14 protein-coding genes are annotated in these 13,743 nt (G+C 64.0%); 7 read left to right on the forward strand and 7 right to left on the reverse strand.

What is annotated here, in order from left to right:
• The first annotated feature begins 6 nt into the window (after nt 1–6).
• Together ESZ60_RS09015 and ESZ60_RS09020 are read left to right on the forward strand one after the other, a co-directional pair.
• Nucleotides 7–771: an amino acid ABC transporter ATP-binding protein gene (locus ESZ60_RS09015; RefSeq protein ID WP_425331314.1), complete on the forward strand. Its 765-nt coding sequence runs from the start codon at nt 7–9 to the stop codon at nt 769–771.
• A gap of 87 nt (nt 772–858) precedes the next feature.
• Nucleotides 859–1,701 carry a calcium-binding protein gene (locus tag ESZ60_RS09020; protein WP_134680238.1) on the forward strand — a complete coding sequence of 281 codons (843 nt, stop codon included), beginning with the start codon at nt 859–861 and terminating at the stop codon, nt 1,699–1,701.
• A 31-nt stretch (nt 1,702–1,732) separates the two neighbouring features.
• On the opposite strand, the gene ESZ60_RS09025 is transcribed toward ESZ60_RS09020, so the two are convergent.
• Nucleotides 1,733–2,593 carry a D-amino-acid transaminase gene (locus ESZ60_RS09025; RefSeq protein ID WP_134680239.1) on the reverse strand — a complete coding sequence of 287 codons (861 nt, stop codon included), beginning with the start codon at nt 2,591–2,593 and terminating at the stop codon, nt 1,733–1,735.
• A 183-nt stretch (nt 2,594–2,776) separates the two neighbouring features.
• Here ESZ60_RS09025 and ESZ60_RS09030 point away from each other — a divergent pair, with 183 nt between their 5' ends.
• Nucleotides 2,777–3,733, forward strand: coding sequence for an L-malyl-CoA/beta-methylmalyl-CoA lyase (locus tag ESZ60_RS09030; RefSeq protein ID WP_134680240.1), 957 nt, complete (start codon nt 2,777–2,779; stop codon nt 3,731–3,733).
• Between the two features lie 196 nt (nt 3,734–3,929).
• Here the strand turns inward: ESZ60_RS09030 and ESZ60_RS09035 are convergent, their stop codons facing one another.
• From ESZ60_RS09035 to ESZ60_RS09055, 5 genes are all read right to left on the reverse strand, one after another.
• The gene (locus ESZ60_RS09035; protein WP_134680241.1) at nt 3,930–4,160 is read right to left on the reverse strand and encodes a hypothetical protein; all 231 of its coding nucleotides are present in this window, start codon (nt 4,158–4,160) and stop codon (nt 3,930–3,932) included.
• Between the two features lie 81 nt (nt 4,161–4,241).
• Nucleotides 4,242–5,819: a dipeptide ABC transporter ATP-binding protein gene (locus tag ESZ60_RS09040; RefSeq protein WP_134680242.1), complete on the reverse strand. Its 1,578-nt coding sequence runs from the start codon at nt 5,817–5,819 to the stop codon at nt 4,242–4,244.
• Nucleotides 5,816–6,628, reverse strand: a complete 813-nt coding sequence (locus ESZ60_RS09045) for an ABC transporter permease (RefSeq protein WP_134680243.1) — start codon at nt 6,626–6,628, stop codon at nt 5,816–5,818. Before ESZ60_RS09045 ends, ESZ60_RS09040 begins: the two co-directional genes overlap by 4 nt.
• Nucleotides 6,625–7,566, reverse strand: coding sequence for an ABC transporter permease (locus ESZ60_RS09050; RefSeq protein WP_134680244.1), 942 nt, complete (start codon nt 7,564–7,566; stop codon nt 6,625–6,627). Before ESZ60_RS09050 ends, ESZ60_RS09045 begins: the two co-directional genes overlap by 4 nt.
• Nucleotides 7,567–7,631: 65 nt before the next feature.
• The gene (locus ESZ60_RS09055; RefSeq protein WP_134680245.1) at nt 7,632–9,266 is read right to left on the reverse strand and encodes an MFS transporter; all 1,635 of its coding nucleotides are present in this window, start codon (nt 9,264–9,266) and stop codon (nt 7,632–7,634) included.
• A gap of 250 nt (nt 9,267–9,516) precedes the next feature.
• On the opposite strand from ESZ60_RS09055, the gene ESZ60_RS09060 reads away from it, so the two are divergent.
• Nucleotides 9,517–10,818 carry a D-amino acid dehydrogenase gene (locus ESZ60_RS09060; protein ID WP_134680246.1) on the forward strand — a complete coding sequence of 434 codons (1,302 nt, stop codon included), beginning with the start codon at nt 9,517–9,519 and terminating at the stop codon, nt 10,816–10,818.
• 44 nt (nt 10,819–10,862) lie between these two features.
• Here the strand turns inward: ESZ60_RS09060 and ESZ60_RS09065 are convergent, their stop codons facing one another.
• The gene (locus ESZ60_RS09065) at nt 10,863–11,123 is read right to left on the reverse strand and encodes a GlsB/YeaQ/YmgE family stress response membrane protein (RefSeq protein ID WP_134680247.1); all 261 of its coding nucleotides are present in this window, start codon (nt 11,121–11,123) and stop codon (nt 10,863–10,865) included.
• Between the two features lie 293 nt (nt 11,124–11,416).
• On the opposite strand from ESZ60_RS09065, the gene ESZ60_RS09070 reads away from it, so the two are divergent.
• From ESZ60_RS09070 to ESZ60_RS09080, 3 genes are all read left to right on the forward strand, one after another.
• Nucleotides 11,417–12,154 (forward strand): L,D-transpeptidase, encoded by a 738-nt coding sequence (locus ESZ60_RS09070; RefSeq protein ID WP_134680248.1) that lies wholly within the window; start codon nt 11,417–11,419, stop codon nt 12,152–12,154.
• 118 nt (nt 12,155–12,272) lie between these two features.
• Nucleotides 12,273–12,722 (forward strand): hypothetical protein, encoded by a 450-nt coding sequence (locus tag ESZ60_RS09075; RefSeq protein ID WP_134680249.1) that lies wholly within the window; start codon nt 12,273–12,275, stop codon nt 12,720–12,722.
• A 67-nt stretch (nt 12,723–12,789) separates the two neighbouring features.
• On the forward strand, nt 12,790–13,737 hold the full coding sequence (locus ESZ60_RS09080; RefSeq protein ID WP_134680250.1) for a lytic transglycosylase domain-containing protein: 948 nt from the start codon (nt 12,790–12,792) through the stop codon (nt 13,735–13,737).
• The last annotated feature ends 6 nt before the right edge of the window (nt 13,738–13,743 follow it).

Genomic DNA, 13,743 nt, shown 5'->3' on the forward strand with positions numbered 1-13,743 from the left:
CGATTCATGGCCATGCAAGCTCAAACCCAGCCCGCCGAAGCCGCGATCGAGATCAGTCGGCTCAACAAGTGGTACGGGACATTCCACGTCCTGCGCGACATCGATCTGAATGTGGCAAAGGGCGAACGCATCGTCATCGCCGGGCCATCCGGCTCGGGGAAGTCCACGCTGATCCGCTGCATCAACCGCCTTGAGGAGCATCAGGCGGGCCGCATCGTCGTCGATGGCACGGAACTGACAAATGATCTGAAAAACATCGACAAGGTGCGCTCCGAAGTCGGCATGGTCTTTCAGCATTTCAACCTGTTCCCGCATCTGACCATCCTCGAGAATTGCACGCTCGCGCCGATCTGGGTCCGCAAGATCCCCAAGCGCGAGGCCGAGGAAACGGCCATGCAATTCCTTGAAAAGGTCAAGATCCCCGAGCAGGCGAACAAATATCCCGGCCAGCTTTCGGGCGGTCAGCAGCAGCGCGTCGCCATTGCGCGCTCGCTCTGCATGAGGCCTCGGATCATGCTCTTTGACGAGCCGACCAGTGCCCTTGACCCCGAGATGATCAAGGAAGTGCTCGATACCATGATCGAACTGGCCGAGGACGGCATGACCATGCTCTGCGTCACCCATGAGATGGGTTTCGCGCAGGCCGTGGCGCATCGGGTCATCTTCATGGATCAGGGCCAGATCGTCGAGCAGAACACGCCCACGGAATTCTTTAACAACCCGCAATCGGACCGCACGAAGCTGTTCCTCAGCCAGATCCTGGGACATTGACGGCGCCCGAGGCGTTCAAGGCATCGCCGGTTGCCGCCAGCATGGCAGCCGGTTTATGGTCTTGGCGGAAGATCTTGGAGCGCATCGATGAATCAGACCATTTTCCTGCTGCTGGGCCTGTTGGGTATCGCCGGGATCGGCTCGTTAATCTCGGGCAATGACGATGACGAGGCGCCCGAGGAACCCTCGAACGACCCCTATGGCAGCCGCGATCTGATCGAGGGCGACGAGGATGACAATGTCATCGCCGGGACCGAGGGCGATGATGCGATCCAGAGCTATGAGGGCGACGATTCGGTTTCCGCCGGGGCGGGGGATGACGCCGTCTGGACCGGCTATGGCGATGACACCGTCTCGGCCGATCAGGGCGATGACGAGATCTTTCTTGGCTATGACGACGACCTCTATGGTGCCTATGACCTTGGCGCTGATGAGGGCAATGACACGATCGATGGCAGCTTCGGCAATGACACGATCACTGTGAATGGCGGCTCGCATTCCATCACCGGCGGCGAGGATGACGACGAGATCACCGATAATGGTGCCACCGCCTATATCGACGGCGAAGAGGGGGACGATCTGATCCTCTCGGCCGATGCGTCGGAAACCGACGCGCGTGACACGCTGCTGGGCGGCGACGGCAATGACACGATCCATGCCGGGGCGAACGACCTTGTCGATGCGGGCGACGGTGCCGATCTGATCATGCTGCGCAGCGACGCCGGCGGCGCGGCCCAGCTCACCTATGGCAGCTCGGACAGCATCACCGTGACGCTGGCAGATGGCTACGAGGGCGAAGCGGAATATGATCTCGTCCAGACCGGGGACGACGTGCAACTCGTAGTCGATGGGCAGGTTCTGGCGGTGATCAAGGGCACGACCGCCGATTCGGTCGGGACCGTCACGCTGATCCGCGAGACGTTGAGTTGAGAAGGGGCGCGTCAACCGCGCCCCTCATCTTTCAGATCGCGGCCTTGAGCGATTCCTCAAGATAGATCTCGCGCAGGCGCGTGGTCACCGGGCCGGGCTTGCCGCCTGCGACGGGCTTACCGTCGATTTCCACCACCGGCAGAACGAAAGCCGAGGCCGAGGTAAAGAAGGCTTCGTCGGCCTCTTGCGCTTCCTCGATGGTGAAGGGGCGTTCCTCGACCTTCATCTGGGCCTCGGAGGCGAAGCGCAGCAGCGCGGCGCGGGTGATGCCATGCAGGATATCGGTCGAAAGCTGGCGGGTCACGATGGTGCCGCCCTTGACGATATAGGTGTTGTTCGAGGTGCCCTCGGTCACGAAACCATCCTCGACCAGCCAAGCGTCATCCGCGCCCTTGGCCTTGGCCTCCATCTTGGCCAGCGAGGGATAGAGCAGTTGCACGGTCTTGATGTCGCGGCGCGACCAGCGCAGGTCCGGGACCGAAATCACGCGGATACCCGTCTGCGCGCTGGGATTTGCGGCGAGGCCGGGCTTGGATTGGGTGAATAGCACGATGGTCTGGGGAGTGTCCTTGGGCGGGAAGGCGAAGTCCCGGTCGCCCGGATTGCCGCGCGTCACCTGCAGATAGACCAGACCTTCGTCGATCGCGTTCACCTCGACGAGCTTGCGGTGGATCGCCAGCCATTCCTCGTCCGGAAGGGGGTTGTCCATGCCGAGTTCATTAAGCGAGCGGGTCAGACGTGCGAGATGTCCCGCGAAATCCAGAAGCTTGCCGCCAAGCACGCTGGTCACTTCATAGACCCCGTCGGCCATGACGAAACCGCGGTCAAAGATCGAGACCTTGGCCTCGGCCTCGGGCAGGTAATCGCCATTGAGATAGACGGTGCGGCTCATCTTTTTCTCCTTGATGTGCAGAGACAGGGTGCCCGGCGGTCCTGCGCCGAAACGCCGCAGGGGTCAAGCCGGACAAAGCGACGAGCCGCCATGCTGCAGTTGCAAAAGGCTCTTGATGGCGGCGCAGCAACTATCTATCAACATGGATTATCCGTAAGAAATATCATTACCGAAAGGGATGACGTGTCTTTCCGTAGCCAACCGCCCGCGCCTGCCCGTCTGAACCGCTGCCAGCTTTTCGGTCCTGGCTCGCGGCCCGCGCTCTTCGAGAAGATGGCGGCATCGGCGGCCGATGTGATCAATCTCGATCTCGAGGATTCCGTCGCGCCCGATGACAAGGAGCAGGCCCGCCGCAACATTATCGAAGCGATCGGAGACATCGACTGGGGGACCAAGACGCTTTCAGTGCGGATCAATGGGCTGGATACGCCCTTCTGGTATCGCGACGTGGTGGACCTGCTGGAACAGGCCGGCGCGCGGCTGGATCAGATCATGATCCCCAAGGTCGGATGCGCCGCCGATCTCTATGCCGTGGATGCGCTGGTGACGGCGGTCGAGGCCGCCAAGGGGCGCGACAAGCGCATTGCCTTCGAGGTCATCATCGAATCCGCCGCCGGTATCTCGCATGTCGAAGAGATCGCGACCGGCTCGCCCCGGCTTCAGGCGATGAGCCTGGGTGCTGCCGATTTCGCGGCCAGCATGGGCATGGCGACGACCGGCATCGGCGGCACGCAGGAGAACTATTACATGCTGCATGACGGCCAGCGGCACTGGTCCGATCCCTGGCACTGGGCGCAGGCGGCGATTGTCGCGGCCTGCCGGACGCATGGGCTTTTGCCGGTCGACGGGCCCTTCGGCGATTTCAGCGATGATGAGGGGTTCCGGGCTCAGGCGCGGCGCTCGGCCACTTTGGGCATGGTCGGGAAATGGGCGATCCATCCCAAGCAGGTAGGCTTGGCCAATGAGGTCTTCTCGCCCAGCGAATCGGCGGTTTCAGAGGCGCGGGAGATCCTCGCCGCGATGGAACTGGCGAAAAAAACAGGTGCGGGGGCGACGGTGTACAAAGGTAGACTGGTTGACATAGCGTCCATCCGTCAGGCACAAGTGATCGTGCGGCAGGCAGAGTTGATCTGCACCTAAGCCGCAACGGAATAGGCTACGGAATACCTGGGCGGCCATTCGGGGAGGCTTGGTCGCCATCACGGGGGAGGAGCGACAGGCCTCGCGGCATGCGGGGCCTGTTGTCTTTGGGTCTAGCCGGATCTTCGTACTGTCACAAAACCTTGATAATTCGGTGGTATCCGCCCATGACGCGCCAGTTTGGCGGGGCTATGGTTCAGCTTGCCTTGGCAATCGCGAGGCTGTCGGACGCAAGCATCTGCGGCGCATCGGGGCCGCGAAAACGCTCATCGAGGACCGGAATCGGGGTCTCGGCAATGGCGGGAATCAGCCCGCCGGCAAGCTGCCTCTGTGCGGCCAGAGAATCGTCGATCAGCCGCAACGCGGCCGACTTGTTTCTTCTGAGCCTCTCCGCGTTCGCCGCGGACCAATAAATCGTCCTGCGCATTTTCATGCCTTACCTATTCGAAGCCAAAAGCAGGTAAAGGCAGTGGCGATGCTCCGCAAGGCAGAGCGGCATAGTCTGCGTTTATCCGACGTATTTGTCGGGAATCTGCAGCGTCGCCGCGAGCAATTCGCGGGTATAGGAATGCTCGGGCGCATCCATGACGCGGGCGGTGGGGCCGGATTCGACGATCTGGCCCTGTCGCATGATCAGAACCCGATCGGTAACCTGTCGCACCACGGACAGATCGTGACTGATGAAAAGATAGGACAGCTTGTGCCGCACCCTCAGCCGGGCCAATAGCTCGAGCACCTGGGTACGCACACGCAGATCCAGCGCGCTGACCGCCTCATCTAGGACGATCAGGCTGGGTCGGATGATCAGCGCCCGGGCCAATGCGATCCGCTGGCGCTGGCCGCCCGAGAATTCGTGGATATGACGGCGAAGCGCGTCGCCGGTGATGCCCACGTCATAGAGTGCCTCGGCGACGCGCTCGCGCCAGTCCCTTGGGCGTCCGGTCAGGTGGAACGGCTCGGCCACGAGCCGCTCGACGGTCCAGCGCGGATCGAAACTGCCGAAGGGATCCTGGAACACGACCTGCATCCGGGCGCGCAGAGCCGCAGGGATTTTTCGCCCCGCGCGGATGTTCTGGCCGGCGAGCCGGATCGTGCCGCCCTCGGGCATGTCGAGGCCCAGAATCAGCCGCGTCAATGTCGATTTTCCGCAGCCCGATTCCCCGACCAGGCCGACCGCCTCGCCTTCATGGATGGTCAGGCTGACCCGGTCGACCGCCTTGATCCGCGGCGTGGGGCCGGTCTGGCGGCTGCGGCCAAGCCCATAGGAACGCGAGACTGCCTCGACCTCGAGCAGGGCGGGCGAGGGGGCGCTCAGGATCAGCCGTGGCATCGACCGCGCCGCGGCCAGCAAGTCGCGCGTATAGGAATGCTGCGGGGCCCGGAAAAGCGGCTCGGTCGGCCCTTGTTCGACAATCGCCCCGCGCTGCATGACGGCAACCTCATCTGCCAGGCTGGCGACCACGGCGAGGTCGTGGGTGATGAACAAAAGCGCCATCCCCTCGTCCCGCACCAGGCCGCGCAGCAGGTCGAGGATCTGCGCCTGCGTGGTCACGTCCAGCGCGGTCGTGGGTTCATCCGCGATCAGCAGATCGGGGCGGCGCGAGATCGCGAGTGCGATCGCGACCCGCTGGCGCTGCCCGCCGGACAGTTCATGCGGATAAAGCGACAGGGGAAAGCGCGGTGCCGTCAGCCCGACGCGGTCAAGCCGCTCGCGCGCTCTTGCCAAGGCAGTCTTGTGGTCCAGCCCCTCATGCAGATGCAGAGCCTCGGCGACCTGCTCCCCGATCGACATCAGCGGGTTGAGCGCGGTCATCGGCTCTTGAAAGATCATCGAGATGCGCTTGCCCCGGATGCCGGCAAGGACGCTTTCGGGCAATCCGACCAGATTGCGACCTTGCATGTCGATCATCCCCTCGACCGACATGCCGGGTGGCAAGAGGCCGATCATCGCCAAGGCGGTCAGCGACTTGCCCGAGCCACTTTCCCCGACCAGCCCGGTGATCTTGCCGGGGGTCAGCTTTAGGCTCACGCGATGCAAGAGCACCTGCTCGCGATGGGTGACGGTCAGCTTGCGCGCCTCGATCATCGCGCCCCGCGCAATCTGGGGTCCAGCGCATCGCGCAGACCATCGCCCAAGAGGTTGAGCCCAAGCACCGTCAGCAGGATCGCAAGCCCCGGCACGATCGCGACATGAGGGGCCAGGGATGCCATGGTCTGCGCCTCGGCCAGCATCCGGCCCCAGCTTGGCGTCGGCGGCTGGGCTCCCAGCCCGACATATGACAGCCCCGCCTCGGCCAGGATGCCAAGGCTGAACTGGATGGTCGCCTGCACGATCAGGACATTGGCGATATTGGGCAGGACATGTTGCAGGCTGATCCGCGCCATGCCCTTGCCTGCGACGCGGGCGGCGCGGATATAGTCCAACGTCCAGATCGGCAGGGCCGAGCCCCGCGTGACCCGGGCGAAGACCGGGATGTTGAAGATGCCGATGGCAATGATCGCATTCACCGCCGAAGGCCCCAGCGCCGCCGTGATCAGGATCGCGATGACAAGGCTCGGAAAGGCAAAGATCAGATCATTGGCCCGCATGATGATTTCATCGAGCCAGCCGCCGCGATCGGCGGCGGCGGCCAGTCCCAGCGGCACGCCGATCCCCATGCCGATCCCCACCGCGACCAGCGCGACCGCGATCGAGGTCCGGGCGCCCACCATGATCATCGAGAACATGTCGCGCCCCAGATGATCCGTTCCCAGCCAATGCGCGGCCGATGGCGGCCGCAGCTTCTGCGTGACGGCAAGCTGGGTCACGTCATAGGGCGTCCAGATCAGCGAGAGCCCCGCCGCGAACAGCGCCAGCCCGGCCAGCAGAAAGCCGAGAAACAGCGAAAGCCTCATTTGCGCCGCAGCCTCGGGTCGATGGCCGCATAGCCCAGATCCACAAGGAATGTGACAAGGATCACCGCCGCGACCAGCACCAGCACCGCGCTTTGCACCACGATCAGGTCGCGCTGGTTGATCGCCTGAAAGATCATCCGGCCCAGTCCCGGCAAGTAGAAGACATTTTCGATGATGATGGCCCCTGCGAGCAGGAACGAGAACTGCATCCCCATGATGGTCAGGACCGGGATCAGCGCATTGCGCAGCGCATGGCGGCGCAGCGCCTGTCCCTGCGTCAGCCCTTTGGCGCGGGCGGTGCGGATGTAATCCTGCCCCAATGCCTCGACGAGCGCCGAGCGCAGGACGCGGGCAAGGATCGCGGCCTGCGGCAGAGCCAGCGCGACCGCCGGTAGGAGCAGGGATTTAAGCGCCGAGATCGGCTGGCCCCAGCCGGGAAAGCCTCCGGCGGGCAGCAGGCGCAGATGGACGGCGAAAAGCAGCACCAACAGCATGGCGAACCAGAAATTCGGCAGCGAGACCCCGATCTGCGACGCCCCCATCAGCATGGTGTCCGAAGCCCGGCCCCGCCTTGCGGCGGCGATCATACCGACGGGAAAGGCGACCAGAACGGCCAGGGCCAGAGCCAGCAGGGCGAGCGGCAGCGAGACCTGAAGCCGCTCGAGGATCATCCCGGCAATCGGCGTCTTGTAGGTGAAGCTGTGGCCCAGATCGCCGTGCAGGATGCCGGCCAGCCAGCTGGCATAGCGCAGCGGCCAGGGCTGGTTCAGGCCAAGTTGCTCGCGCAGGGCGGCAAGGGTCTCGGGCTGGGCGCCGGTTCCCAGCATGTAGCTGGCCGGGTCGCCGGGCACCAGTTCGACCACGCCGAAAATGACCGCCGTGGCCACAGCAAGGCTGAGGCCAAGAGCAATCAGGCGGCGCAGAAGATAATGTCCCATGGCTGCCAAGCTAAACTCCGGCCCGGATTCGGTAAAGCCATGGAGCGCAAAGGCTTGCGCGAAAGTCACGGAAGTTCGAGCTTGCCGATCAAAGGCAGGTCGTCGCTTGCATCGACGGAATGTCTTTCGATCATCCGGTGAACCAGCGGAGGCCTGTCGCCGCGATGCAGCCTGTGCAGCGCCTCATAGCTTTCGAAATCGGCCTTGGTCCGGCGCAGGTTGTGGCGGACATATTCGTCCCAGGTCGCGATATGATAGCTTTCGGACCATTGCTCGGGATGTTCCAGATCGCGCAGCAAGGCCCAGTTCCGGGCCCCGTCGCGGCGGCGGATGTCGCGCCGCTGCGCCATGACGCGCAGGAATTCCGGGACGTCCTTTTGGTCGATCAGATAGTCGATGATGATATTGATCGGTCCGGACCGCCCGCGCAGATCGATTTTCAACTGCGGCTCGCGGAATCTGTTCACCGGATCAAGGTCCAAAGTGCCGAATTCCGGCGCGCGGAACCAATGCCCGATCAGCGCGCCCGCGATCAGGGGCAGGGCGGCCAGCGCCAGCGCCCTGTCGATCCCATGTCCCGAAGCAATGCTGCCCCAGACCCAGCTGCCCGCCGCCATACCGCCAAAGGTGGCGGTCTGATAGAGTGCGAGCGCGCGCGCCACGACCCAGCGCGGGGTCGAGAGCTGGACGGTGACATTGAACAGCGAAAGCGCAAGCACCCAGCTTGCGCCTGCGGGCAGCATGGCCAGCGCATGCAACCAGACCCGATCGGTAAAGGCCAGGACGAGCGCCGCGAGGGCAAATCCCAGAAACGCGAGACGGACGATGTTTTCATTGTTCAGCCGTTCGCGGAGGCGCGGATTGAGCAGCGCACCCATGATCGCCCCCAGCCCGTAGCACCCCAGCAGCAGCCCGAAGAGCATCGAGCCGCCTTCGGGATGCGATTTCGCGACCAGAGGCAGAAGCGCCAGGATCGCCACCGCCGAAAAACCGAACAGCGCGCCCCGCGCCAGCACCCGCATCAGGTTCGGGGACAAGGCGACATAGCGCAGTCCCGCGCCCACGGCCGAGACAAAGGGCTCACGCGTGGTCAGTCGTTCGGGCGTGCGGGGATGCCAGCGCAAGAGCGCGCCCAGCAGCGGGATGTAGCTGCAGGCATTGACCGCGAAGGCCGCCGCCGCGCCAAAGGCCGCGGTGATGATCCCGCCCGCCGCCGGGCCGACGCTGCGCATCAGGTTGAACCCGACCGAGTTCAGCGTCACCGCAGCGGGCAGGTCCTCGCGCGGGACCAGATCACCCATGCTGGCCTGCCAAGGAGGGTTGTAGATCGCCTGCCCGACGCCGATCAGGAAGGTCAGCGACAGCAGCAGCAGCGGTGTCATCCAGCCCTGCCAGGTCAGGACCGCCAGCAAAAGCGACACGCTGGCCATGAAGACCTGCGCGCCCAAAAGCAATGTCCGGCGGTCGAAATTGTCGGCAAGTGCCCCGGAGGCGAGGGCGAAAAGCATGATCGGCAGCGTATTCGAGGCCTGAACCAATGCGATCAGGGTGGGCGACTCGGTCAGTTGGGTCATCATCCATGCCGCGCCGACGGCCTGAACCAGACCGCCGAAATTCGAGATCAAAGTTGCGGACCAGAGCAGTCGGAAATCCCCGTGCCGAAACGGGGCGAGGGCGTTCTTGCGCGGCTGTACGGGCATGGTCTCACCTGTGCTTCGCGCCAAGCTTAAGCAGCGCCGAGGACGGCGACAACCTCTGCGGCGTGCTGCCTGATTCCGCGGAGATGCGGGCATATTTGCCGGTCGGTTCCAAAATTGCCGAAGAATATGTCGCGAAAGGCCATCATGCGCGAAGAAACTCGCGCTGCCATTCAAGTCTGCGGGCAAGTTCGGGATTTCCTTTCGGCCCGTTGCGCTATCCTTCGGGCAAGTTCAGTGAAAGGCGCGCAGCATGAAGGTCCTCGTTCTGGGAGCAGGCGTAATCGGCGTTACCTCGGCTTGGTATCTTGCCAAGGCGGGGCATGAGGTGACGGTGATCGACCGCCAGTCCGGCGCCGCGCTCGAGACCAGCTATGCCAATGCCGGCGAGATTTCGCCCGGCTATTCCTCGCCCTGGGCCGCGCCGGGCATCCCGCTCAAGGCAATGAAATGGATGTTCCAGCGCCATGCGCCGCTGGTTCTGCAGCCGCGTCTCGACATGCACCGGCTGGGCTGGTTGGCGCAGATGTTGGGGAACTGTACCAGCGCCGCTTATGCCGTGAACAAGAGCCGGATGGTGCGCATCGCGGAATACAGCCGCGACTGCCTGGGCGAACTGCGTGCCGAAACCGGCATCCAGTACGACGAGCGCACCCAAGGCACGCTTCAGGTGTTCCGCAAGCAAGAGCAGCTTGACGGTGCGGGCAAGGATATCGAGGTTCTGCGCGCCGATGGCGTCCCCTTCGAGGTGCTGGACCGTGCGGGCTGCATCGCGGCAGAGCCGGGGCTCGCGCGCTCGGCCGAGAGGATCGTCGGCGGCTTGCGGCTGCCGGGCGACGAAACCGGCGATTGCTTCAAGTTCACCAACAACCTTGCGAAAATGGCCGAGGCGCTGGGCGTCACCTTCCGTTGGGGCGTGACCGTCCAGGCGATCGAGGCCGAGGCCGGGCGGATCAGCGCCGTGCAGACCGATCAGGGTCGCCTGAGTGCGGATCGCTATGTGCTGGCGATGGGGCCGCATTCGCCGCAGATGGTCCGTCATCTGGGCCTGAAATTGCCGATCTATCCGCTCAAGGGCTATTCGTTGACGATACCCGTCGAGGATGCCGACCGTGCCCCGGTCTCGACCGTCATGGATGAGACCTACAAGGTGGCGATTACCCGTCTGGGCGACCGGATCCGGGTCGGCGGCCTGGCCGAGATTGCGGGCTATGACCTTAGCCTGAACGATCGCCGAAGGGCCACGCTGACCAAGTCGGTGACCGATCTCTTCGGAGGGGCGGGCGATCCGGCGAAAGCCGAGTTCTGGACCGGGCTGCGGCCGATGACGCCTGACGGCACGCCCATCGTCGGCGCAACCCCGATTCCGAACCTGTTCCTGAACACCGGTCACGGCACGCTGGGCTGGACCATGTCGGCGGGCTCGGGGCGGCTGCTGGCCGACCTGATTTCGGGGCGCCGCCCCGAGATCGAATCCGAGGATCTGGGCTATGCGCGCTACATGCGCCGCGGCAAGACCAACGTGACCGGGGCGCTGCAACCCGCTCGCGCCTGAAAGCTAATGGCGGACCGGGGGCGCATCGGCCCCCGGCTTATGCTTCATGCGCGCCTGATCAGGCGAAGGATGACAAGCAATATCACCGCGCCGATGGTCGCGTATATGATGGATCCGAGGATCGCGTTGCCCTCGCCCATGCCAAGGCCGACGGCCGGAAAAAGAAAGCTCGCGATCACCGCGCCGACGATGCCGACGATGATATTGGTGATCAGATCCTGACCGTGGCCCTTGACGATCAGGCCCGCGAGCCATCCCGCGATGGCGCCGACGATGAGTGTGACGATAAGTGCCGTGAGTGTCATGTTTGACGTCCCTGTCCAGCATTGAATCGGCGCGGCTTGTGCCGGGCCGGAGTCAGGCCATAACCCGCTGGCGGCAAACCGGTTCCCCGCCCCATGGGCGAAGTGGGTACAAGGCCACAGTCATATAGCGAAAACCGGGCCGCTTACTGGCTTGTACTTGACGCATGGACTAGGCAGGCGACTCATGTAGATATCGGACTCGAATCCGCTCTGCTCGGCGATTCCGGTTTGGCGATATCTTTTCTGCTGCCACCGGCCGTGCCTTGCGCGGCCGCGTAAAGAAGGGAAACCCGATGCGTCTTATCCCCTTGATGCTTGCGATTGGCCTAGGTCTTGCCGCTTGCGCACCCACTCCCACCACGCCGGTTCAATCTTCGGTCGGCGACGGGGTCTATGGCGCGCGTGTCGATTCCGGCCCCAGCGGCGAGCCGATCGAGATTCACGCCGTCCGCAAGGCCTATCTGACCGATCGCAATGTCCGCCAGCGCGTCGCCTATGCCGGTTCTGAAGCGCCCGGCACGATCGTCGTGGACCCCTATGCGCGCTTTCTCTACCACGTCATCGCACCGGGAGAGGCGATGCGCTATGGCGTCGCGGTCGGCCAGGCGGGCAAGAATTTCTCGGGCGGGGCGACCATCGGGCGCAAGGAAGTCTGGCCGAGCTGGACGCCCACCGCGAATATGGTGCGTACGATGCCCGATCTTTACGGGCCGCTGCGCAATGGGCTTGGCGGTGGTCCCGAAAACCCCTTGGGCTCGCGGGCCTTCTATCTGTATCAGGGCGGCCGCGATACGCTTTACCGCATCCACGGCACGCTTGACCCATCCTCCATCGGCAAGGCGACCTCGGCCGGATGCATCCGCATGTTCAATCAGGACGTCATGGACCTGTTTGGCGAAATCCCGACCGGCACGCGCGTCAAGGTGCGCAGCCGCGCGGAAAGCCTCGCGCTTGAAGGGGAACTGATCCAGATGCCCGACGGCTATTTGCAGCCTGCCTCTGTGGCGACCACTGCTGCGACCGCCCCGTGACTTAGGCGCAACCCGGCGTCAGGAATTCGCCCCGGCCCTTTGGTCGGGGCGAATTTTTCTGGAGCGTCCAGCTTCCTCATGGCAGATTCGCAGTAGCGCATTTGCAGAGGAATATCGAATGTCCGACACGACCGAGACGATTGCCCCCGCTACTGCCGATCTGGCCGCCATGGTCGAACAAACCCATCCGGCGGCCCTGCGACTGCTTGACGACAAGGCGCTGGCCGCGATCTTGCGTGACCTGCGCAAGATGAAGGCCGCCGAGACCGAGCAGAAGATGCAGAAGGTGCTTGGCCAGGCGATCCGGCGCGCCGCTGCCGAAAAGCAAGAGCGGGCCGCCCCGGCGGAGGATGCGCCCGAAACCGCGCCCGAGACGTCGGACAAGCCCGGAAAATCCGAGAGAATCGAAGCCAAGCGCCTGAAAGAGGCCGAAAAAGCCGAGAAAAAGCGCGTGAAGGACGCCGAGCGTTCTGAGCGCAAGGCCGCCAAACATGCCGAACGCGACCGGATCAAGGCCGAGAAACAGTCGCTCAAGGCCCAATCCAAGGCAAAGCAAAAGCCCGCCTGACCGCGTCGCGGTTTCAAGGCGGTTGTGTTCCTGATATCACTGCGTCTCCCTCCGTTCCGAGTAGCCCATGCGTCGTCTGGTTCTTGCCCTTGCCGCCCTTTTCGTCGCCACTCAGGCCCCGGCCTATGAGGCGCTGGACGCCGTGAACGGGATGCGGGCACCGATCGTTTCAAAGGTGCCGGTTGCTTCCCCGACGCCCGCCGATCCCAGCAAGCGGCGCTGCACCGATGATGGGGTGTTTTGCATCTCGGTCGCGAATTACGTCCCCGATGTTTGCAGCGCCATCGAGCGGGCGGCAGGTCACAATGGCTTGGACCCGCATTTCTTTGCCCGTCTCTTGTGGAAGGAAAGCCTGTTCGAGCCGAGCGCGGTCAGCCCGGTCGGGGCCATGGGAATCGCGCAGTTCATGCCGGGAACGGCCAAGATGGTCGGGCTGGACGATCCTTTCAACCCGGCAAAGGCCATCGTCGCCTCGGCCCGCTACCTGCGCAACCTGACCGATGGTTTCGGCAATATCGGGCTGGCCGCCGTGGCCTATAACGGCGGCGAGAACAGGGCCGCGCGCTTCATCTCGGGCGGGGGCGGCCTGCCCTGGGAGACGCAGGACTACGTCCAGGCGATCACTGGCCTGACTGCCGCAAGCTGGCGCGACAGCCCGCCCAAGGAAACCGACCTGCGGCTGGACAAAAAGCGCGAGTTTCTGCCCGCCTGCATGGATCTGGCCGCGAGCCGCAAGCTGCGTGAATTCACGACACCCGAGCGGGTCTGGCCCTGGGGCGTGATCGTCGCGACCCATCCCAGCCAGGCGGGCGTGAACAGCCAGGTCTCGCGCCTGAACAAGACCCTGCGCCCGATCCTTGGCGGCAAGCGCGTCAGCTATGTGCGGCGCAAGATCTCGGGTGGGCCGCGCCGGGTCTATACCGCGCAGATCGGCTATTCCTCACGCAATGAGGCCTTTGCCTTCTGCACGCGGCTGCGGAGTTTCGGCGGGCGCTGCATCGTCCTGAAGAACTGAGGCAGC

The sequence above is a fragment of the Paracoccus ravus genome (assembly GCF_004522175.1).
GTDB classification, from domain to species: Bacteria; Pseudomonadota; Alphaproteobacteria; order Rhodobacterales; family Rhodobacteraceae; genus Paracoccus; species Paracoccus ravus.

What these genes read in the sequence shown, in the direction of transcription:
- ESZ60_RS09015 (WP_425331314.1), top strand. Translation starts at nt 7, where the DNA reads ATGGCCATGCAAGCTCAAACCCAGCCCGCCGAAGCCGCGATCGAGATC.
- ESZ60_RS09020 (WP_134680238.1), top strand. Translation starts at nt 859, where the DNA reads ATGAATCAGACCATTTTCCTGCTGCTGGGCCTGTTGGGTATCGCCGGG.
- ESZ60_RS09025 (WP_134680239.1), bottom strand. Translation starts at nt 2,593, where the DNA reads ATGAGCCGCACCGTCTATCTCAATGGCGATTACCTGCCCGAGGCCGAG.
- ESZ60_RS09035 (WP_134680241.1), bottom strand. Translation starts at nt 4,160, where the DNA reads ATGCGCAGGACGATTTATTGGTCCGCGGCGAACGCGGAGAGGCTCAGA.
- ESZ60_RS09040 (WP_134680242.1), bottom strand. Translation starts at nt 5,819, where the DNA reads ATGATCGAGGCGCGCAAGCTGACCGTCACCCATCGCGAGCAGGTGCTC.
- ESZ60_RS09045 (WP_134680243.1), bottom strand. Translation starts at nt 6,628, where the DNA reads ATGAGGCTTTCGCTGTTTCTCGGCTTTCTGCTGGCCGGGCTGGCGCTG.
- ESZ60_RS09050 (WP_134680244.1), bottom strand. Translation starts at nt 7,566, where the DNA reads ATGGGACATTATCTTCTGCGCCGCCTGATTGCTCTTGGCCTCAGCCTT.
- ESZ60_RS09055 (WP_134680245.1), bottom strand. Translation starts at nt 9,266, where the DNA reads ATGCCCGTACAGCCGCGCAAGAACGCCCTCGCCCCGTTTCGGCACGGG.
- ESZ60_RS09060 (WP_134680246.1), top strand. Translation starts at nt 9,517, where the DNA reads ATGAAGGTCCTCGTTCTGGGAGCAGGCGTAATCGGCGTTACCTCGGCT.
- ESZ60_RS09065 (WP_134680247.1), bottom strand. Translation starts at nt 11,123, where the DNA reads ATGACACTCACGGCACTTATCGTCACACTCATCGTCGGCGCCATCGCG.
- ESZ60_RS09070 (WP_134680248.1), top strand. Translation starts at nt 11,417, where the DNA reads ATGCGTCTTATCCCCTTGATGCTTGCGATTGGCCTAGGTCTTGCCGCT.
- ESZ60_RS09075 (WP_134680249.1), top strand. Translation starts at nt 12,273, where the DNA reads ATGTCCGACACGACCGAGACGATTGCCCCCGCTACTGCCGATCTGGCC.
- ESZ60_RS09080 (WP_134680250.1), top strand. Translation starts at nt 12,790, where the DNA reads ATGCGTCGTCTGGTTCTTGCCCTTGCCGCCCTTTTCGTCGCCACTCAG.